Annotated in this window: 14 protein-coding genes; 11 read left to right on the top strand and 3 right to left on the bottom strand. The window is 73.5% G+C overall.

What is annotated here, in order from left to right; translation table 11 throughout:
• Window positions 1-210: 210 nt before the first annotated feature.
• The 5 genes from ACK8N7_RS36265 to ACK8N7_RS36245 all read left to right on the top strand — a co-directional run bounded on the left by ACK8N7_RS36265 (window position 211) and on the right by ACK8N7_RS36245 (window position 8,972).
• Complete coding sequence (locus ACK8N7_RS36265; RefSeq protein WP_500445350.1) at window positions 211-387, top strand: thiazolylpeptide-type bacteriocin; 177 nt, start codon at window positions 211-213, stop codon at window positions 385-387.
• 165 nt (window positions 388-552) lie between these two features.
• Window positions 553-3,309 carry a lantibiotic dehydratase gene (locus ACK8N7_RS36260; RefSeq protein ID WP_500445348.1) on the top strand — a complete coding sequence of 919 codons (2,757 nt, stop codon included), beginning with the start codon at window positions 553-555 and terminating at the stop codon, window positions 3,307-3,309.
• The gene (locus ACK8N7_RS36255) at window positions 3,306-5,252 is read left to right on the top strand and encodes a hypothetical protein (protein WP_500445346.1); all 1,947 of its coding nucleotides are present in this window, start codon (window positions 3,306-3,308) and stop codon (window positions 5,250-5,252) included. The genes ACK8N7_RS36260 and ACK8N7_RS36255 overlap by 4 nt, the downstream gene beginning before the upstream one ends.
• Complete coding sequence (locus ACK8N7_RS36250) at window positions 5,249-7,159, top strand: TOMM precursor leader peptide-binding protein (RefSeq protein WP_500445343.1); 1,911 nt, start codon at window positions 5,249-5,251, stop codon at window positions 7,157-7,159. The genes ACK8N7_RS36255 and ACK8N7_RS36250 overlap by 4 nt, the downstream gene beginning before the upstream one ends.
• Before the next feature lie 61 nt (window positions 7,160-7,220).
• Window positions 7,221-8,972: a thiopeptide-type bacteriocin biosynthesis protein gene (locus tag ACK8N7_RS36245; RefSeq protein WP_500445341.1), complete on the top strand. Its 1,752-nt coding sequence runs from the start codon at window positions 7,221-7,223 to the stop codon at window positions 8,970-8,972.
• Here the strand turns inward: ACK8N7_RS36245 and bla are convergent.
• Entirely contained in the window at window positions 8,969-9,958 is a 990-nt protein-coding gene (bla, locus tag ACK8N7_RS36240; RefSeq protein ID WP_500445340.1) for a class A beta-lactamase, read from the bottom strand. The two genes, ACK8N7_RS36245 and bla, sit on opposite strands and share 4 nt — an antisense overlap.
• 188 nt (window positions 9,959-10,146) lie before the next feature.
• Between bla and ACK8N7_RS36235 the strand changes: the two genes are divergently transcribed.
• The 3 genes from ACK8N7_RS36235 to ACK8N7_RS36225 all read left to right on the top strand — a co-directional run bounded on the left by ACK8N7_RS36235 (window position 10,147) and on the right by ACK8N7_RS36225 (window position 12,470).
• Window positions 10,147-11,019 carry a LysR family transcriptional regulator gene (locus ACK8N7_RS36235; protein WP_500445338.1) on the top strand — a complete coding sequence of 291 codons (873 nt, stop codon included), beginning with the start codon at window positions 10,147-10,149 and terminating at the stop codon, window positions 11,017-11,019.
• A complete protein-coding gene (locus tag ACK8N7_RS36230) occupies window positions 11,016-11,930 on the top strand; it encodes a serine hydrolase (protein ID WP_500445337.1) in 915 nt (304 codons plus the stop codon). Before ACK8N7_RS36235 ends, ACK8N7_RS36230 begins: the two co-directional genes overlap by 4 nt.
• Before the next feature lie 111 nt (window positions 11,931-12,041).
• On the top strand, window positions 12,042-12,470 hold the full coding sequence (locus ACK8N7_RS36225; protein ID WP_403218095.1) for a pyridoxamine 5'-phosphate oxidase family protein: 429 nt from the start codon (window positions 12,042-12,044) through the stop codon (window positions 12,468-12,470).
• Window positions 12,471-12,545: 75 nt separating this feature from the next.
• Here ACK8N7_RS36225 and ACK8N7_RS36220 read toward each other — a convergent pair whose 3' ends face one another.
• On the bottom strand, window positions 12,546-12,800 hold the full coding sequence (locus ACK8N7_RS36220) for a hypothetical protein (RefSeq protein ID WP_403218096.1): 255 nt from the start codon (window positions 12,798-12,800) through the stop codon (window positions 12,546-12,548).
• 314 nt (window positions 12,801-13,114) lie between these two features.
• On the opposite strand from ACK8N7_RS36220, the gene ACK8N7_RS36215 reads away from it, so the two are divergent.
• The 3 genes from ACK8N7_RS36215 to ACK8N7_RS36205 all read left to right on the top strand — a co-directional run bounded on the left by ACK8N7_RS36215 (window position 13,115) and on the right by ACK8N7_RS36205 (window position 17,284).
• On the top strand, window positions 13,115-15,325 hold the full coding sequence (locus tag ACK8N7_RS36215; RefSeq protein ID WP_500445933.1) for a HelD family protein: 2,211 nt from the start codon (window positions 13,115-13,117) through the stop codon (window positions 15,323-15,325).
• Window positions 15,326-15,485: 160 nt separating this feature from the next.
• Entirely contained in the window at window positions 15,486-16,370 is an 885-nt protein-coding gene (locus tag ACK8N7_RS36210) for an SIS domain-containing protein (RefSeq protein ID WP_403218097.1), read from the top strand.
• Between the two features lie 44 nt (window positions 16,371-16,414).
• Complete coding sequence (locus tag ACK8N7_RS36205; protein WP_403218098.1) at window positions 16,415-17,284, top strand: class II fructose-bisphosphate aldolase; 870 nt, start codon at window positions 16,415-16,417, stop codon at window positions 17,282-17,284.
• Window positions 17,285-17,319: 35 nt separating this feature from the next.
• Here ACK8N7_RS36205 and ACK8N7_RS36200 read toward each other — a convergent pair whose 3' ends face one another.
• The gene (locus tag ACK8N7_RS36200; RefSeq protein ID WP_500445334.1) at window positions 17,320-18,807 is read right to left on the bottom strand and encodes an HAD-IA family hydrolase; all 1,488 of its coding nucleotides are present in this window, start codon (window positions 18,805-18,807) and stop codon (window positions 17,320-17,322) included.
• Between the last annotated feature and the right edge of the window lie 14 nt (window positions 18,808-18,821).

Below are 18,821 nucleotides of genomic sequence, written 5' to 3'. Positions count from 1 at the left end.
TCCCGGAAGCAAATACGCGACATCACATGCACTGCGGCCTCTGCAGGGTAATCAGCCGGTAATCACGCCTTTGAGACATTCCTGCACCGTCCCGTTGGCTCAATAGTGCGCTGCTCCGGGCGCCGCGCGCCGACCTACGCTGCCGAACCGGTGCACAAGGGCACCGTTACTGCTCTCACGACTCCTGGAGAAGACATGTCACTTCCAGAGATGGCCACTTCGTTCGACCTCAGCGCGCTGAATCTCGGAGAGATCACCGTCACCGCGATGCGTGACACGGCGGGGATAGGCGAGTCCACCTATTCGCTATCCTCTTCCTCCTCGACGTCCTGTCAGGGATGCAGCGGATGCAGCGTCCAGCCCCCGCTGCCGCTCGACACCGTGTGACACAGGCACCGTAAGGGCTTCCGCGGCACCGCCGGCCCGTTCAGGGGCACGGTGCCGCGGAGGCCCGTTCGTGTGCGAACCCGGCGCGTCCGAACCCTGTGCCGGGGCCCTGTCCACCGCTCAGCCGACTGGATCGATGTGAATCCGCCCGTACCGGAACTCCAGATGCCCGCTGCCCCAGCTCACGGCGGGGCCACCGTCCCGCTCCCCCGGACCGCCCCCGGCGCACTGATCCGCACAACCGTGCTGAGCCTGCCCGCCGAGCCCGGCCCCGCCGCCCTGTTCCGCGCCGCGCTGGCCGAACTGGTGGTGCTGGAGGGCCGGCTCACGGCTCTGACCCCCGCGCTCGGTGACGCGCTGTATGCGAGCCGGGCGGACCACACGGAGGACTTCCACCGCGACGTGGTACTTCCGCTCCGCCGGGCCGTGCACAACGGGCGCGACCCCCGGCCCGCGCTTCTGCGCCGGCTGGACAGCCTTCCCGACCGGCTGCCCGAACTCCGCGACTGGCTCGGCGCACGGAGCCGCAGGGAGGAGTTGCTCACCGCTCTCCGGGCCGGGACGGCTCCCGCTCTCGCCGCCGGGCGGTCGGTGCTCGCCGACTTGTGCCGGGAGCCCTCGTTCCTGCGGGCCGCGTCGTTCACCAGCGCCGATCTGTTGCGGGCGGTGATGCGGGCCGGGGAAGGGCTTGAGGACCGCAGGGCCCGGAAGGAGGAGGCGGGTGTGCTGCGGCACGTGACGCGGGCGGTGGCCCGCACGACGCCGCTGTCCGCCTTCGCGGCCGTCGGCTGGGGGGTGCTGCCGAGGGCCGCGAAGGCGGGTAGCGGCCCGGAGCCGGGAGCGGGTTCCTTGAACGGCGCGGACCTCGGAGCCCGTTCCTGGAACGCGGCGGACCTGCCGCTCGGTTCGTCCTGGTCCGTCGTCCGCCCCAACCGGACGCTGGTGGACACCCTGTTCGTGGCACTGGCAGCGGACCCGGACCGTCGCGCCACCCTCCCGCACCGCATGTGCAGCAGCCTGCGGGCCTCCGACGGGCGTGCCGCCTTCGCCCGCTCCCGTACGGCCTTCACCGCCGCCCGCTTCCTCGCGGTGGAGGACGACGTGGTCACCCTCGGCGCGGCGGAACCACTGCGGCGGCTCGCCGCACTGTGCGACCCCCCTGCCACCCTCGACACCCTGGCCGGAATGCTCGCAGGAGCAGGAGCAGGGCCGGAAACGGGAACGGAGGCAGGACCCGAGCCGGAACCGGAACAGGTGGCAGCGGCCTTCGCCTTCATCCGGCAGGTCTGCGACGCCGGGCTCCTCGTCCCGGTCGAGCCCTTCGACCCGCAGGACCCGAACCCCTTGCCCCGGCTGGCCCGTTGGCTGCGGGAGACCGGCTTACCGCGCGACCCCGAACTGGCCCTCCGAATCGAGGATCTCTCCGTGCTCACCGGCGAGTTCGGCACGGCCGAACCGACCCGCCGCGCCGCCGTACTCGCCACCCTCAGGGACCGCTGGGTGACGCTCCTCGATGAGGTGGGCCACCCGGTGGGCCCCGCCTCCGCCCGCCTCACCGTCCTCAGCGAGGACATCATCGTGCGACAGCCGGTGCGGCTGGACGGCTTCCTCGGCGACGCGGACCACCGTGCGCTCGGCGAACTCTCCTCCCTGGCGGAGGTGTTCGACCTCGGCCCCGAGGTGCGCCGGCAGGTACGGGACAGCTTCGTAGCACGGTACGGGCCCGGCGGGGTCTGCCCGCACGTGTGGGACTTCGGCGCGGACGCCAACGAGGCGTGGCAGCGGGCCGCGCGGGCCGTCGGCCGTGCTCCTGACGCGGACGGTGACGGTTCCACCGCCGCCGGCGGTCTCCGGCAGCTCACTGCGCTCCGGGCCGAGCTGGTGGACGCCGTGCACCGGGCACACGCCGACAGCGGCGGCGGACCTGATGACGACGTCGTCCTGCCGGCAGGTGCGGTGGCCGGACTCGGGTCCCGGCTCCCGTCGTGGGCGACCCGGCGCCCGGTCTCGTACACCGGGTTCCTCCAGCGGGCGCCCGGCGGAGCGCTCTGTGTGAACCACATGTACGGGGGGTGGGGGCGCTTCAGCAGCAGGTTCCTGGATTCCCTGGACCCGGGGGCCGCGCGGGAGACGACCGCTGCGGTGCTCGACGCGCTCGGCCCCGGCACCCAAGTGGCCCAGGTGCGCCCGGTGAGCGGCTTCAACGCCAACCTGCATCCGCTGTTCGTGCCGGACGAGATCGGTGCGGACCACTCGTACGCCTCCCTCGGCGCGGACGACGTCGAACTCGTCCATGACCTGAGCGGCGATGAGGTACGCGTCCGGGTGAAGGCCACCGGCGAGTGGGCCGATGTGCTCTACGCGGGGGTGTTCGCCCCGCTCCTGCTGCAGCCCAGGCTCGCGCCCCTGCTGATGGACCACCCGCACGGCATCACCGACTTCGGTGCCCTGGTGCCCCGTCACATCACCGCCGTACCGGGCGGAGACCTGGTGCGCACTCCCCGCCTGCGCCACCGCCATCTCGTGCTGCGCCGCCGCCGGTGGGAGCTGGCGGGCTCCACGGTGGCGGCGCTCCTCGCGGAGCTGGCGGCCGAGGGCGAGGTGCCGGTGGGGACGGTGGCGCGCTGGCGGGCCCTGCTCGGCGTGCCCGATCAGCTCTATCTGCACGGAGCGCCACCGGCCCGGGGCGGGCGGGTGGACGAGGACCTCCTGCGCGCTCTCGACCGTCCCAAGCCGCAGTACGTCGACCTCGGCGACGCGCTCCATCTGCGCTGCCTGGGCAAGTGGCTGGCCCGCCACCCGGACGGTGTGGTCCTGGAGGAGGCGCTGCCCGCCCCCGTCCGGGACGAGACGTACGCAGCGGTGGAGCTGGTGCTGGAGACCTACCGCGCCGGGCGGGCGAACCGAGAGGAAGGCCGATGACCGTCGACCAGGCGCAGGATTCTCCGGGCTCTCTGAGCTCTGTGGACTCGCTCGGCCCGCTCGACTCCCTGGATTCTCTGGGGCGGTGGACTTTACGTCCGGGGGTCTCGGTGACCGTGCTCCACAACGGCGTACACCTCCGGGGCTGGATCACCAGCGTCACGCTGGAGGGCGGCCCCGGAATGCCGGTGCTCTGGGCCCGTCTGGCCCAGGTCCTCTCGGCGGACGGGGACCGGGACGGATACGCCGAGTTGGTGCGGGCGGCTCCGGCGGGTTCGCCGCTCCGGGCGGCCCTGCTCACGGTGATCGGCCAGTTGCACGACCACGACCTGCTGGTCGAGCGTTCCGGCGAGGAGCCGGAGGGCAGGGCCGGGCAGTGGCTCGGGGCGGTGGCCGACCGGCCCGCAGCAGCTGCGGCCGCGCTCACCCGCAGCCGGGCGCGGGTCCTCGGCGCGCGTCCCGACGGCCCGCTCGCCCGCACCGCCGTTCGGGCGCTGGACCGTGCGGGTATCCGGTCGGAGGCCGTGAAGGCGGCGGGTCTGCCGGACGGGCAGATCCTGCTCGTCGCCGACAGGGGCAGCGAGCCCTCGGGCAGCGCGCGGGAACGAGGGGCGGAGGAGCTGGCAGTGGCGGTCGGCGTGCGGGCGGGCGTCGGGTTCGTCACCCCCGTGGGCAGCGTGGCGCAGGCGCGCGGCGACGCCGACGGGCTGGCGGGCAGGTTGCGCCGGTGGGAGGTTCCGGGCGGGGCCGAGCACCCGGGGCTGCCGGCGCTCCTGGCCTCCTCGGCGGCGCAGCGGCTGGTGTGCGCGGTGGCCGGGCTCCGGGACCCGTCGGCCGAGGCGGGTGACGCCCGGCTGCTTCCCGGGCTGCCGACGGCACTCGTCGCGGAGCAGGAGCCGTTGCGGGGCGAGTACCGGAGCTGGCCGGGGCCCGTGCTCGTGGACGCCGACCGGGTGCGTCCCCCTGCTGCCGTACGTACGCTGGCCGAGGCGCTGGCCCGCATTCCGGTGCTCACCGACAGCAGGGCCGGGTTGCTGGACGAACCGGAACCCGGGGCGCTCCCCCAGCTGCCCGCGGCGCTGGTCCGCTGCTCGATGGACGACGGCGATCTGGTGTCCGGTGCCGCCCGGGCGGACCTGGCGCGGCTGGAGGCGGTGTGCCGTGCAGCCGAACTCCACCTGGGAAAGGGCGAGATGGGCCTGTCGGTCGGGGCGGGCGCGGAGCACGCGCGCGGTCGGGCGCTGCGGCGGGCGGCGATCGGGCAGGACGCCATGACGGCCGACCGCGAGGATGCGACGGCGGGCGGACGCGCCGGGGAGACCGCAGGGCCGGACATCGGATACGCGCGCCACATCACGACCGTGCCCTGGTCCCCGGAGACCGCACGCCATCCGCAGGCGCTCCACTGGTGGTCCGTCCTGGTCCGGCGGCTCGGCGTCGACGCGGACGTGGCGGTGGCGCGCCTGGAGATGGGCGGCGGAGGCGTGTTCCGTGCCCGGGTCCGGGGACGTACGAGGGCGGGTGACGCACCCGCCCTGCTCGGCACGGCCGTGGAGGCGTCGGCGGACGACGCTGTCGCCTTCGCCGCGCTCTGCGCCGTGGTCGGGTTCCAGATGGCAGCCGATGCCCCGGGCGCCCGGCACCTGGTGACACCCAGCGGCGCGTCGGCCGCGCTCGCCCGGTCCGGGGATCCGGCGCCCTGGGAGGACGCGGGGTGGACGACGGAGTGGCTGGCGGAGGTCGCCGGCCGGGAACCGGACCTCCAGGAGGCCCTGTCCGGCCTGACCGGGTGGTCCCCGCAGCCGTGGGAGCCGCCGGTCGGTGCGCACGGCGACGTACACGCGCTGTGGTCGGCGCTGCGTCAGTGCGGCTTCTCGGTTCTGTCCACCCGCCCCGAGAGCGGCGCGCACCCCACGTACACTCCCATGGAAGGACTCCGGTGACCGCAGCAGCCCCGCTCCGCCAGGCTTTGGCCGAGGAGATCCCCACCGTCCTCGACGTGGCGGGCGCCCTGCGCCTCACCGAGGGCAGCGCCGTCGTGGTCCTGGACACCTGGACCCTGGGGGTGGCGGAGGAGCTGTCCCGGCACGCGCTGCTCCATCCGGTGACGCTCGTCCCCGTCCGGGGCGACGGTGCGCTGACGGTGGTGGGGCCCGTGCTGCGCCCCGGCGCGCGGGGGTGTCTGTCGTGCAGCGAGTACCGGCGGCTGGCGACGATCGGTGGCCGGGTGCCGTGGCACAGCCCCGGACTGCGGCTGGAGGGACGGCCCTCGCCCGCCTTCGTCGACGCCGTCGCTGTGCTGGCCGCCTCTCTCCAGGAGAGCCGTGAGGCGGTCGTCCATGTCGTCCACAACGGCCGGGGCACCTGGTCGACCCATCGCTTCGAGCCCGTGGGCGGATGCGCGGTCTGCCTGCCGCTGCCGCCGGACGGTACCGAGGTCGCCGAGGCTGCCTTCGGCCCGGACGCGCGCCACGCCCCGAGGCCGGCCGGTGACCCGGAGTCGCTGCGCGAGCCCAACCCGCGTACCGGCGTGGCGGGTCTGCGGGAGGTTCTGTTCGACGAGCGGTTCGGGCCGGTCCACCAGATCCTGCGCACCGAGGAGTCCGTGCACAGCCTGACGAGCGCGTACGTGACGTACGGCCGTCATACGCGCGACGGCGGCTACGGGCGGAGCATCGACTTCGAGAGCAGCGAACGTGTCGCCCTCTTCGAGGCGGCGGAGCGCCTGGCGTCGATGAGCCCCACCGGTCACCGAACCATGCTGCGCGCCCCGTACTCGGAACTCGGCCCCGAACGCGCGGTGGACCCGGTGCGGCTCGGGCTGCCCGATCCCGTCCACCACGGTCACCCCGCCTCCGCGACCGTGCCGTACACGCCGGATCTCGAACTGGGCTGGGTGCACGGCTGGTCCCTGACCCGTGACCGTACGACGGCGGTGCCCGAGCACGTGGCCTACTGGGACGCGAGCCCGGGCCGGCCCCGGGTGGTGTACGAGTGCTCCAGCGGCTGCGGGCTGGGCAACAGCGCGGCGGAGGCCGCGTTGTACGGGCTGTTCGAGGTCGCCGAGCGGGACTCGTTCCTGATGGCGTGGTACGCGCGCACCCCGTTGCGCCGGGTCGCCGTTCCGGCCGGGGACCTGGAGGTGGCGCACCTGGTGGACCGTGCGGCGCTCGCCGGGTACCGGGTGGCGCTGTTCGACGCGACGAACGACTTCCAGGTGCCCGCCGTCATCGCCGTCGCCCTGCACCGGGGCGAACCCACCACGGCTCCGGGCGCGTTCGTCGCCGCCGGGAGCCATCACCATCCGCGTGCCGCGATCCGCTCCGCCGTCGCCGAGGTGGTGACCAATGTGGTGAACGCCGTGCACCGGCACCGGGCCGAACCGGAGATGTTCGACCGGCGGCGCCTGCTCCCGATGCTGGAGCGGCCGGAGCTGGTCACGACGCTCGCGGACCATGTGGCCGTCAACACGCTGCCCGAGGCCCGCTCCCGGCTGGACTTCCTCGACCCGGACGGCCCGGAGACGGAGTGGCAGGACATCTGGCCCGAGGCGTCGGAGCCGGCCCCCGTGCCGGATGTGACCAGCCTGTTGGAGGAGACCGTGAACCGGCTGGCAGGTCTCGGCCTGGAGGTCGTCGCCGTACCGCTGAGCGAGTCCGCCGTACGCGACCGGCTCGGGCTGCACACGGCGAAGGTCGTGGTCCCGGGCTCGCTGCCGATGACGTTCGGGCATGTCAACCGGCGCACGATCGGGCTCGACCGGCTCCTGGAGGTGCCGTTCCGGCTGGGGCGTACGCAACGGAGAGCGCGCCACGACGAACTCGCCCTACACCCGCATCCGTTCCCCTGAGACGGGGCCCTTCTCCCCCCACATGCCCAGCAATCAGGACACCAGGACAGGAACTCATCACGTGACGAACCGACTCCAGGAGCCGCCTGCCGGTACGGGCCGGACCGGGCCGGACACCTGGCTCAGCCTCCACTGCTTCCTGCGGTCCGCCCCCGAGGACGTCGACGCCTTCCTCACCGGGGACGTGGCCCCGCTCCTCGACGGGCTCGTCGCCGAGGGCGAGGCCACCGGCTGGTTCTTCATCCGCTACGACGAGGGCGGGCACCATCTGCGCCTCCGGATACGCGGGGTGTCGCAGGCGCGGGCCACGTCCCTGCCGACCGCTCTCGCGCGGCGGGCCGAGCGGCTGCCGGTCGCCGGCCCCGTACCCGGGCACGACGAGGACGGCCGGGGGCTCCACGCCGAGGTCCGCGTCGAGCCGTACGTTCCGGAGACCGGGCGCTACGGAGGTCCCACGGCCATGCCGGTGGCGGAAGAGGTGTTCGTTCTCTCCAGCCGGGTGGCCGTGCGGGCCGTCGGTGACGCCCCGCGAGGGAGCGCCCGGCTGTCCCTGGGCATCGATCTGGCGCACGCCACCGCTCTCGCCTGCGGCATGGACCGGCTGTCGGCGGCGCAGTGGTTGCGTCGGCACGCCGCGAGCTGGCGGTGGGCCGAGGACGTGCCCCTGCTCGGTCCCCAGCACGTCCACGCGCGGGTCAACAGCGTCTACGCACTCCAGCGCGAAGCCCTCGCGAGCCGTGCGCGGGCAGTGCGGGAGGCGCTGGAGGACGGCACGGCCCCCGGCACGCTGACCGACTGGTGCGACGGCGTCCGCGACGCCGACCGGGCCCTGCGCGCGGCTTCCTCGGCTGTGGGGCGCCCGCAGATCTGGGCGTCCCAGCTGCACATGCTCTTCAACCGGCTGGGCCTGGCGCCCGACGAGGAGCGGGCGGTTTGCCGGCTGGCCGCGCGCACGCTCCTGGACCGGGGCGACGCGGCCTCGTACTTCCCGGACGACCACACCTCCCCCGACCGGCAGTATCTGGAGCGGAGCAAGTTCCACCTCGGGCGGGAGCAGGACTCGGCGCCGCTCGACGTACCGGCCCGTCAGGCGGGAGAGCATCCTCTGCGGGGCGGCTCCGAACTGCCGCTTCCCGCAGGCCCGTTCCCGGACACGGATCTGCGGACGGTGATGAACAGCCGTGTCTCCCGGCGGGGCGCGCTGACGGGTCCGCTGGACGCGGCGTCGCTCGGCACGCTGCTGTGGGGCTCGCACGCGTCCGGGCACGAGTCGGTCCACCGGTTCGCCGACGGCGGTGAACGGCTCATGCGCCACCGGCCGTACCCGAGCGCGGGCGCCCTCTACACTGCCGGTCTCCGGCTGATCGCGCTGGACGTCCATGGGCTGGCGCCGGGCACCTACCAGTGTGTGCCGGACCGGCGCTCGCTGCGGTACGTCGGCCCGGCACCCGCCCTGGAGGACATCAGGTCGCTGTCCTCGTACCTCTCGCGCTCCGACGACGACCCCGACGGAATCGTGCCGGACTCGCTCCCGGTGGTCCTCGGCCTCTACGTCGACCTGGGGCGGCTCAGGGAGCGTTACGGTCTGCGAGCGCTGCGGCTGGGGCTCCTGGAGGCGGGCCACCTGGCGCAGTCGCTGCTCCTGACGGCCACCGCGCTGCGGCTGGGCACCACGACGCTCGGCGGGTTCCGGGACGATCTGGCGCACGAGATCTTCGGTCTCGACGACCTGGACCAGCCGCTCCAGTACGTGCTGCCGGTCGGCCGGCACCCGGAGCTGCCGGTGGCGGAGGACCCTCGTCCGGGCGGCTAGACGAACGCTTCGAGGGCGACCTTCGCGGCTCCGGCGATCAGGGCGTCCCGGGGTTCGGCGTCCTTGGTGTCGCGCCGGGAGAGAACGGCGAGCGCGATCGGGGCGGCGCCGCCCGGCGGCCGGACGACGGCGATGTCGTTACGGGTCCCGTAGCCGCCGGTACCGGTCTTGTCACCGACCTCCCAGCCGCGGGGCGTGCCCGCGCGGATGGTGTGGTCGCCGGTGGTGTTGCGCCTCAGCCAGTCGGCGAGCACGGCCTGCTTCTCGGCGGGGAGGGCCGACCCGAGGACGTACGCACGCAGATCCATGGCCAGGGCGCGCGGTGTGCTGGTGTCGCGGAGGTCGCCGGGGGTCGCGTCGCTGAGGGCCACTTCGTAGCGGTCGCAGCGGGTGACGCGGTCCCCGAGTCCGCGCAGGGCGTCCTGGAGGCCGCGGGGGCCGCCCAGTTCGCGGAAGAGCAGGTTGGCGGCGGCGTTGTCGCTGTACCGGATGGCGGCGTCGCACAGTTCGCGCAGGGTCATGCCGGTGGCGACATGCTTCTCCGTGATGGGCGAGTTGCTGATGATCTCCTCCTTGCCGTAGCGGACGAGGCGCTCCATCTGCGGAAGGCTCCTCTTCGCCAGTACGGCCCCGGCGAGGAGGGCCTTGCAGGTGGAGGCGTAGGCGAACCGTTCGTCGGGGCGGTGGGCGACGATCCGTCCGTCGCCGGTGTCGACCGCGTACACGCCCAGCCGGGCGTCGAACTTCCGCTCCAGTTCGGCGAAGGCGCGGTCCGTACGGGGCAGGGTCGAGGGCGACGGCGAGGGCGACGGCGAGGGCCCCGGGCCGGAACGGCTCGGACCGCTCCTCCCGTCGGTGGCTGCATCCGGTCCGGCCGTCGAACAGCCGGTGAGCGGGAGCAGGGAGGCACCGGCCAGTGCGGCCAGTGCGGATCGGCGGGAGACATGGGCGGGAGTGCGGGTGGGCGCGGCGGTACGGGTGGGCACGGCGGCGGACCTCTCTCTCGACGGTGGTGATGGAGCGCACGGGCCCGGTCGCGGCCCGGCTCCGACGCGGGGTGCGGGCCGCGTCGTCTGCCTCTGCGGAGTCAAACCTGCCGTCGGCCCGCAAGTCGAATACGATCTCGGCATCGGAGTGATTCACCGGCCGTATCACCGCATGCCAGGGAGATGGAGTGCTGACGGAACGGCACCTGGAAATCTTCGTCGCGTTGGCGGAGGAGGAGCATTTCGGCGCCGCCGCCCAACGGGTGGGGATCACCCAGCCGCCTCTCTCCCAGGGGCTGCGTCGACTGGAGGCGCTCCTGGGCGTCCGCCTGTTCGAGCGGGAGCGGGGGGTGTTCCTCACCGAGGAGGGCGCCCTGCTGCTCCCGCACGCCCGCAGGGCGCTGGCCGCCCTGGCGGAGCTGCGGGAGACCGGCGCCCGCGAGCACGCCGACGGTCGCCGCCTGCGGCTGGGGCTGGCCCCCGAGGTGCCGGCGCCCCTCGCGGCCGATGTGGCCGCGGCCCCGGTCCGCGCGGGTGACCGGACCCGCATCAGCACGGTGACGGCTCCCACCGCGGCCCTGCTCTCCGATGTCGCGTCGGGCCGCCTCGACCTCGCCGTGGTCCGGCACCCCTCCGTGCTGCACGGCCTCGCCGCCGGGCAGGTGATCCTCCTGCCGACCTGGATCCTCGCCCCCGCCCGGCCGGCGGACGCCGTCGGTACGGCGCCACGGCGGTTGCCGGTGGCCGTGCGCCCCCGGGGCGAGGCGCCCGCCGCCCATGACCTGTTCGTCGACACGCTGGCGAGCCGGGGCCGCCGCGTGGAGACGGTGGTGGTCGCGGACGAACGGGCCGGGCTGGCGTTGGTGGCGGCGGGCCAGGCCGTACTGGTCACCGCGGACGAAGGGCTGACGGCCTCGCGGGTCGAGCGGCGGCGGGCGACCGACCCGCCGCTCCCCCTGCGGCTGCGGGTGGTCTGGAACCCCCGGCGTCCGGGCACCGGGGATCCGGCCGGGACGGCACGGCTGCTGGAGGACGTCCTGGCCCGTGAGGCGACGAGGTGAACGGCTCCCGGCGCGGTGGCGGGGTGGCGCGGACCATCCGCTCCCTCTTCGACGACGCGGGCGTCCGGGGCTGGCTGCACATGGCGGAACTGGACCGCCCGTCGGCCAACGTGGTGCTCGACCCGGACGAGCAGGTGCCGATGGGCTCCGTCTACAAGGTGCCGCTCATGACCGCCTTCTGCCGGCTGGCCGATGCCGGGAGGATCGACCCGTCCCACCGGCTCACGCTGGAAGCCGCCGACCGGGTTCCCGGACCCACCGGTCTCTCGATCCTCCGTGACCCGGTCACCATGTCGCTGCGCGACCTGGTGGTGCAGATGATGAGCGTCTCCGACAACACCGCGGCCCATGCCGTTCTGCGTGCGGTCGGCCCCGAGGTCGTCGACCGGGTGTGCGCCGGCCTCGGTCTGTCGCACACCCGCATCCACGGCGGGGTCGTCGGCACGTTCGACCGGCTGGTCGCCGATACGGGCGCCGGATCGCTGGACGCCGCCATGGACCGGGTCGCGGACAACGACACCGTCGTACCGCCGGACGTCTACGACCCCGCGTACAAAGCCTCCTCCACACCGGCCGACATCGCCCGGCTGCTGCGGGCGATCTGGACGGACGAGGCGGCGTCCCCCGCAAGCTGCTCCTTCATGCGGGCGGCGATGGGCACCCAGGCGTGGGCCCACCGTCTCGCCTCCGGATTCCCGTACGACGACGTGACCGTGTACGGAAAAACGGGCACGTTCGGCTCCATGCGCCACGAAGCGGGGGTGGTGGAGCTCGCGGACGGCAGCGTGTACACGGCCGTGGTCTTCACCCAGGCCGCCCGTGCCGACAAGAAGCTCCCGCGTGCGGACGCCGTGATCGGCGCGGTGGCCAGGGTCGCGGTGGAGGAGCTCCGCAGAAGCCAGGACGTCTGAGCCTGCCGGAACCCGGGAAGTCCGGCTCGCGGTGCCGGAGGCGTGACCGGGCCACGCGGCGGGCTCTGCGGCATCCTGGGCGCAGGACAACCGGTCGATGGAGGAGTACCCGTGGCTCTGACCCGTGACGAGCGTGAACAGTTCCTGGCCGAACCGCATATCGCCGCGCTGGCCGTGGACCCGGCGGAGGAGGGGCGCGCCCCTCTCACCGTGCCGATCTGGTACCAGTACGAACCCGGTGGCGACATCTGGATCATGACGGGGCGTGACTCCCGCAAGGGGCGGCTGATCGCCGCGGCGGGCCGGTTCTCCCTGATGGTCGACCGGGTCGAGCCGACCGTCCGCTACGTGTCCGTCGAGGGCCCGGTCGTCGCGACGCGCCCCGCCACCCGTGAGCAGCTGGTCGAGGTGTCGTCCCGCTACCTGCCCGCGGAGAAGGTCGACGCCTACGTCGACTTCGCCTGGAAGGAGCACGGCGAGCAGGTGGTCATCCATATGCGGCCCCAGCGCTGGCTGAGTTCGGACCTCGGCGGATCCTGAGCCCGCCGGGACCGGGCCGGAGAGCACGGACAGGGCCCGCCCCCGAGGGGACGGGCCCTGTTCACCGCCGGCGGATCAGTGGCCCTGCAGGTACTCGGCGTAGAGGTGGCCGCGCTCGGCGCCGAAGTGCTGGCGGCTCTCCTCGGCGTAGGTGATCCCGTACGGGCCACCGAGGTTGGTGTACTCGGCGTGGCCGCGGTGCCCTTCGATCGCCTGGTAGCCGGCGCCGGCCTTGCCGCCCTCCCAGCCGCCGTCGGCGACGGCGGGGGTGGCCGCCATGAGGCCTGCCGCGGCGACGGTCGCAAGAGTGATGGCGATACGACGAAGCATGGGTGCTCCTTCTCAGCAACTGCGTAACGGATGGTGCGGAGCCCTAACCATTACGCGGGAGGGCCGCGCGGGCAGGGCGGACACGCACATGCCAGAGGCAATACACCTGGACGGGTGCACCCCGCCCTCCGGCTCCCGTGCGGCCTCCTGCGGCGCCGTGACACAAGAAATCCCCGGTCCGCAATTGCGTACCGGGGATTATTCGCCGTATATTTGATTCTTCTGTGTTCATGAAGAAAGGCCCCACGCGGAGGCCTTATAAGAAGAACCATATCCGGCAGGGAGCCGTTTTGTCAAACCGGGAAGCCGTCGAATTGCGGGAAGAGCAGGAATTCATCGACCGTGTCCACACGCGGGTCGACGAGCTGCGCGGGGTCACGGCCCAGCACGTCGAGGAGGCGCTGACGCCGGTCGGGACCGGGCTGCAGGCCAGGCTCGAACGCGATGTGCTCGTCGCGGAGCGGTCGGGTCTGCTCGCCGCGCTGAACGCGGTGGACGGTTCGCTGTGTTTCGGGCGCATCGATCTCTCCGACGGCGCCGCGCACCATATCGGCCGCATCGGGATCCGTGCGGACGACACCGAGCACATGCCTCTTCTGATCGACTGGCGTGCGCCGGTCGCCCGGCCTTTCTATCTCGCCACCGGGCATGTGCCGATGGGGCTGCGGCGGCGTCGGCACATCACGTCCCAGGGGCGTACGGTCACCGAGCTCCATGACGAGATCCTGGACCTCGGGGACGACGACCGCACCGGTTTCGAGGACCGTAACGGCGACGCCGTGCTGCTGGCCGCGCTGAATTCGGCCCGGACCGGCCGGATGGGTGACATCGTGCGGACCATCCAGGCGGAGCAGGACCACATCATCCGCGCCCCGCACCGCGGTGTCCTCGTCGTCGAGGGCGGTCCCGGCACCGGCAAGACGGCCGTCGCGCTGCACCGGGCCGCCTTCCTGCTGTACGAGCACCGCGAGCTGCTGGCCAAGCGCGCCGTGCTGATCGTCGGCCCCAACCCGGCCTTCCTGCGGTACATCGCGGAGGTGCTGCCCGCTCTGGGCGAGACCGGCGTCCTGCTCGCCACGCAGGCCGAGCTCTTCCCCGGCGTCCACGCCACCGGCACCGACACGCCCCGTGCCGCCGGGGTCAAGGGCGGTGCACCGATGGCCGAGGCGCTCGCCATCGCCGTACGCGACCGGCAGCAACTGCCCGAGCCCGGGGCCCCGTTGGTCATCCCTCACGACGACGGGGATCTCGTCCTGGACTGGGAGATCGCGTACGAGGCCCGGCAGGCGGCCCGGGACACCCTGCTGCCGCACAACCTCGCCCGCCCGCACTTCGCCTTCCGGATCATCGACGCCCTGACCGCGCAGCTCACCGAGCGCATCGGCGCCGACCCGTACGGCGGGCCCAACTTCCTCGGGCCGGACGACATCGCACAGCTCGGCAAGGCCGTCGCGATGAGCGGGGAGGTGCACGACGCCATCGAGACGCTGTGGCCCGAGCTCACGCCGCAGGAGTTCCTCGCCGGGTATCTGGCCGAGCCGGTGTATCTGGCGGACGAGGACGCCGACGCCCTGCGGCGGGCATCCGGGGGCGGGGAGTGGACCCCTGCCGACGTGCCCCTGCTGGACGAGGCGGCCGAGCTGCTCGGGGCCGACGACAGTGCCGCGCGGGCCGCCGCGGAGGCCGAGCGGCAGGAGCGGATCGCCTATGCGCAGGGGCTGTTGGAGCTGTCGCGGGGTTCGGAGACGTTCGAGTTCGAGGACGAGGAGTCGGAGATCCTCGCCGCCCACGACATCATCGACGCAGAGCGGATGGCGGAGCGGCACGAGGAGATCGACCACCGCGGCGCGGCCGAGCGGGCCGCCGCCGACCGCACCTGGGCGTTCGGGCACATCATCGTCGACGAGGCGCAGGAGCTGTCGCCCATGGCGTGGCGGCTGCTGATGCGCCGCTCACCGACGCGTTCGCTGACCCTGGTCGGCGATCCGGCCCAGACGTCCGAGGAGGCCGGTGTCGGTTCGTGGGAGAAGATCCTCGACCCGTACGTCGGTGACCGCTTCGAGCATGTGACGCTCGGGGTCAACTACCGTACGCCTGCCGAGATCATGGAGCTGGCCGCCCGCGTCGTACGGGAGCGGAATCCTTCCTTCGTGGCGCCCGGTTCGGTGCGGTCCACCGGTGAGGAACCATGGGTGCGGGACGCGGGTGAGGACCTGGCGGGCGCGGTGGCGAAGGCCGTCGCGGAGCTGACGCCGGAGGAGGGGCGTCTCGCGGTGATCGCGCCGCGTGAGCTGCACGAGGAGATCGCCGCGCCGCTGGACGGGATCACGGCGGGGGCCGAGCCCGACCTCACGCGGTCGGTGGTGCTGCTCGACCCGCGGCAGGCCAAGGGGCTGGAGTTCGACCACGTGCTGGTCGTGGAGCCCGCCCGGTACGGGACGAGCGACCTCTATGTGGCACTGACCCGTGCCACCCAGCGGCTGGGCATCATCCACCGCGAGGAGCTGCCCTCAGCGCTGCGCTGACCACATCAGCCCCTTTCCCGCCCGTCACGCCCCCCGGTGCCGCACCGGGGGGCGTTTCCGTTCCCTGCGACAACGAACCGCACCCTTGCTGCTTGATAATGCTCGAAAGGCGGGCCTAATATGCAGCTTCGAGCATCACGCGCGGAGCAGGGGAGATCAGATGACGCATGTGGCACGGGAGCTGGCCAGTCAGCCCGACTGCTGGCAGCGGGCAGCGGGGATGGCGGACGGGCTCGCGGGACAGCTGCCGGCGGCCGGTGAGCGCATCGCCGTCGTCGGCTGCGGCACCTCGTACTTCATGGCCCAGGCCTACGCGGCCCTCCGCGAGGCCAGTGGCCAGGGCGAGACCGACGCCTTCGCCGCTTCGGAGTTCCCCGCCGGGCGCCGCTACGACCGGATCGTGGCGCTGAGCCGCTCCGGCACCACGACCGAGGTGCTCGGCCTGCTCGCCCAGGCCCGTGGCACCACGCGGCGGACCGTGGTCATCGGGGACCCCGACACCCCCATGGCGGCGATGGCCGACGACACGGTGGTCCTGGACTTCGCCGACGAGAAGTCCGTGGTGCAGACGCGGTTCGCGACCTCGGCGCTGACCCTGCTCCGCGCGCACCTGGGCCTGCACACCGACGCGGTCGTCGAGGACGCGCAGGTGGCTCTCGCCGAGCCGTTGCCGGCCGGTCTGGTCGAGTGCGGCCAGTTCACCTTCCTCGGGCAGGGCTGGAGCGTGGGGCTCGCCAACGAGGCGGCGCTGAAGATGCGGGAGGCGGCGCTGGCCTGGACCGAGGCGTATCCGGCGATGGAGTACCGGCACGGCCCGATCAGCATCTCGACGCGCTCCACCGCCACCTGGATGCTCGGAGACGCTCCCTCGGGCCTGTCCGACGAGGTCCACGCGACCGGGGCCCGGTGGGTGGCCGGAGGCCTCGACCCGCTGGCGGAGCTCGTCCGGGTGCAGCGTCTCGCCCTGGCGATCGCGGACGCCCGCGGCCTCGATCCGGACCGGCCGCGGCACCTGACGCGCTCGGTCATCCTCAGCACGGCCTGACGGCTCCTCACCACCACCCGCCGGCCCCTCATCCCGGAGTTGCCATGCCCATCGCCGCCACCGGCGAGCTGATCGCCGAAGCCGCAGCCCGGCGCGGTGCGGTCGCCGCGTTCAACGTCATCACCCTGGAGCACGCGGAAGCGATCGTGGAGGGAGCGGAGGCCGCGCAGGCGCCGGTGATCCTCCAGATCAGCGAGAACGCGGTCAAGTACCACGGCGGCCGGCTGCGGCCCCTGGCCCGCGCCGCACACGAGACGGCCCGGGCGGCCGCCGTTCCGGTCGCCCTCCATCTCGACCACGTCCACTCCCCCGAGCTGCTGCACCAGGCGGCGGAGTGCGGCTTCGGCTCGGCGATGTTCGACGCCGCCCGGCTGCCGTACGAGGAAAACGTGGCGGCCACCCGGGCCGCCGTCGTCTGGGCGCACGAACACGGTCTCTGGCTGGAGGCCGAGCTCGGCCAGGTCGGCGGCAAGAACGGTCAGGCACCGCTGGACGCCCATGCGCCCGGTGCCCGTACGGACCCGGAGGAGGCCCTCGCCTTCGTCGCCGCCACCGGCGTCGACGCGCTGGCCGTGGCCGTCGGCACCTCGCACGCCATGACCTCGCGGGACGCCCGGATCGACCACGACCTGCTGGCCCGGCTCCGTAAGGCCGTGCCGGTGCCCCTGGTGCTGCACGGTTCGTCCGGCGCCTCCGACGAGGAGCTGGCACGGGCCGTGGCCGGAGGGATCGCCAAGGTCAATATCGGCACCGCGCTGAACATCGCGATGACCGGTGCGATACGGGAGCACCTCGCGCGGGACGAGCGGGGCGTCGATCCCCGCGCCTACCTCACGCAGGGCCGGGACGCGATGGCCCGGGCGGTGAGCCGCCTGACAGGGGTTCTGCCCGCGCCCGCCGCGAAGGCGCCGTAAGGCGGAGGGAGGGGGCGTCCTGCCCCCCTCCGCTGTCACCCCTGCGCCGGTGTCCGCCATCCGGCGACGAGCGATGTGAGGCTCTCCAGGACCCGGCGGCCCGGCGCCGCCGGTATCGGTGTCGCGGAGGGGACGGCCACCACCCGGCAGCCGGCCTCCTCGGCCGCCGCGATGCCGGTGGCGCTGTCCTCGACCACCAGGCAGGCGGCGGGTGGGAGTCGGAGGCGCGCCGCCGCTTCGAGGTAGGGATCGGGGTGGGGCTTGGAGCGGTCCGTCTCGCCGTCCGCCACCGTCGTACGGAACGCCTCGGCGCCCAGCGTCTTGAGCACCGCGTCCACGACCCGGCGCGGGGAGGCCGACACCAGGGCCGCGGGTATGTTCCCGTCCGCCAGCAGGCCGAGCAGGTCGCGGGCGCCGGGGCGTAGCTCGATACCCGCCTCGACCGCCGCCAGGAACGTGTCCTCCAGAGCGGATTCCAGGACCCGGTCGCCGGCGGCCCGGGGGCACAAGGTCGCGAGGTAGGCGGCCGTGTCGGCGCAGGTGCGGCCGAGGACTCCGGCGCCTTCCGCACCGGTGAGGGTGTGGCCGTGGGCGGCGGCGACCTCGCGGGCCGCGTCGAGCCACAGGGGTTCGGTGTCCACCAGGGTGCCGTCCATGTCGAGCAGGACGGCCTGCGGCAGGGTCGGTACGGCGGTGCCGTCGAGGGTCCAGTGCGAGTCGGGGGTCCGGTCGAGCGCGGCGTACACCTGGGCCGCGACGTCCTCGTGCCGGACCGGGCGCAGCGGCCGGGCGCCCGCCGTGATGTCCGGGCCCGCGCAGGCCAGCCACGCCGTGCGTTCGGTCTCGCTGTTCCCGCCGTGGCCGCCCTCGTCCCGGTGCCCGTGGTCCGTGACGACGAGGACGGTCCAGGCCTCCTTCCCGTACGTCGGGCGGGTGCGCAGGGCGGTGAGGAGGCGGCCCAGGCGGCGGTCGGCCGAGGCGATGGACTGCTCGTACGCGGAGCCGCAGCCGAGGTGGTGGGCGGTCTCGTCGGGGGCGCCGAGGTAGACGAAGGAGGCCTCGGGGTCCTCGTGGGTCAGGACGGTGACGGCGTCGCGGACGGTCGCCTCGTCGGCGTCCTCCCAGGCCTGCGGGGTGTCGGCGGCCGGTGCGTGATGGGTGAGCCGGGTGGGGCGGCGGAACATCGGTCCGCCGTCGGCCACGGTGACCAGGGGTTCCCAGGCCGCCGCCACATAGGTGCGGCGGCCGTCCTGGCGGGCCAGCCGGGTGGTGAAGTCCGGGAAGACGCCGAGGCGGTGGCCACTGAAGTCGTTGCTCCACACGGCGTGCTTGGTGACGCGCGCACCGGTGACGATCGTCGCCCAGCACGGGCCGGACATGGTGGGGGTGGACTCCGCGACCGTCACGGGGGCCAGGAATCCGGCGTCGGCGACCGTGTCGAGGTGCGGGGTGGGGACACGGGCGAGCGTGTCGAGGCGTACTCCGTCGATGCCGACGACGAGCACGCGGCGGGCGCGGGGCATGGTGGTCTCCCGGG

This window comes from Streptomyces griseobrunneus, assembly GCF_046713465.1.
Lineage (GTDB): Bacteria > Actinomycetota > Actinomycetes > Streptomycetales > Streptomycetaceae > Streptomyces > Streptomyces microflavus.
Note: the sequence above shows the minus strand (reverse complement) of the source record. Positions and strands in the feature narration are given on the sequence as shown.

Bases quoted from the DNA above. Each gene is read 5' to 3' on its own strand.
- ACK8N7_RS36265 (WP_500445350.1), top strand. From the start codon at position 211: ATGGCCACTTCGTTCGACCTCAGCGCGCTGAATCTCGGAGAGATCACC.
- ACK8N7_RS36260 (WP_500445348.1), top strand. From the start codon at position 553: ATGCCCGCTGCCCCAGCTCACGGCGGGGCCACCGTCCCGCTCCCCCGG.
- ACK8N7_RS36255 (WP_500445346.1), top strand. From the start codon at position 3,306: ATGACCGTCGACCAGGCGCAGGATTCTCCGGGCTCTCTGAGCTCTGTG.
- ACK8N7_RS36220 (WP_403218096.1), bottom strand. From the start codon at position 12,800: ATGCTTCGTCGTATCGCCATCACTCTTGCGACCGTCGCCGCGGCAGGC.
- ACK8N7_RS36210 (WP_403218097.1), top strand. From the start codon at position 15,486: ATGACGCATGTGGCACGGGAGCTGGCCAGTCAGCCCGACTGCTGGCAG.
- ACK8N7_RS36205 (WP_403218098.1), top strand. From the start codon at position 16,415: ATGCCCATCGCCGCCACCGGCGAGCTGATCGCCGAAGCCGCAGCCCGG.
- ACK8N7_RS36200 (WP_500445334.1), bottom strand. From the start codon at position 18,807: ATGCCCCGCGCCCGCCGCGTGCTCGTCGTCGGCATCGACGGAGTACGC.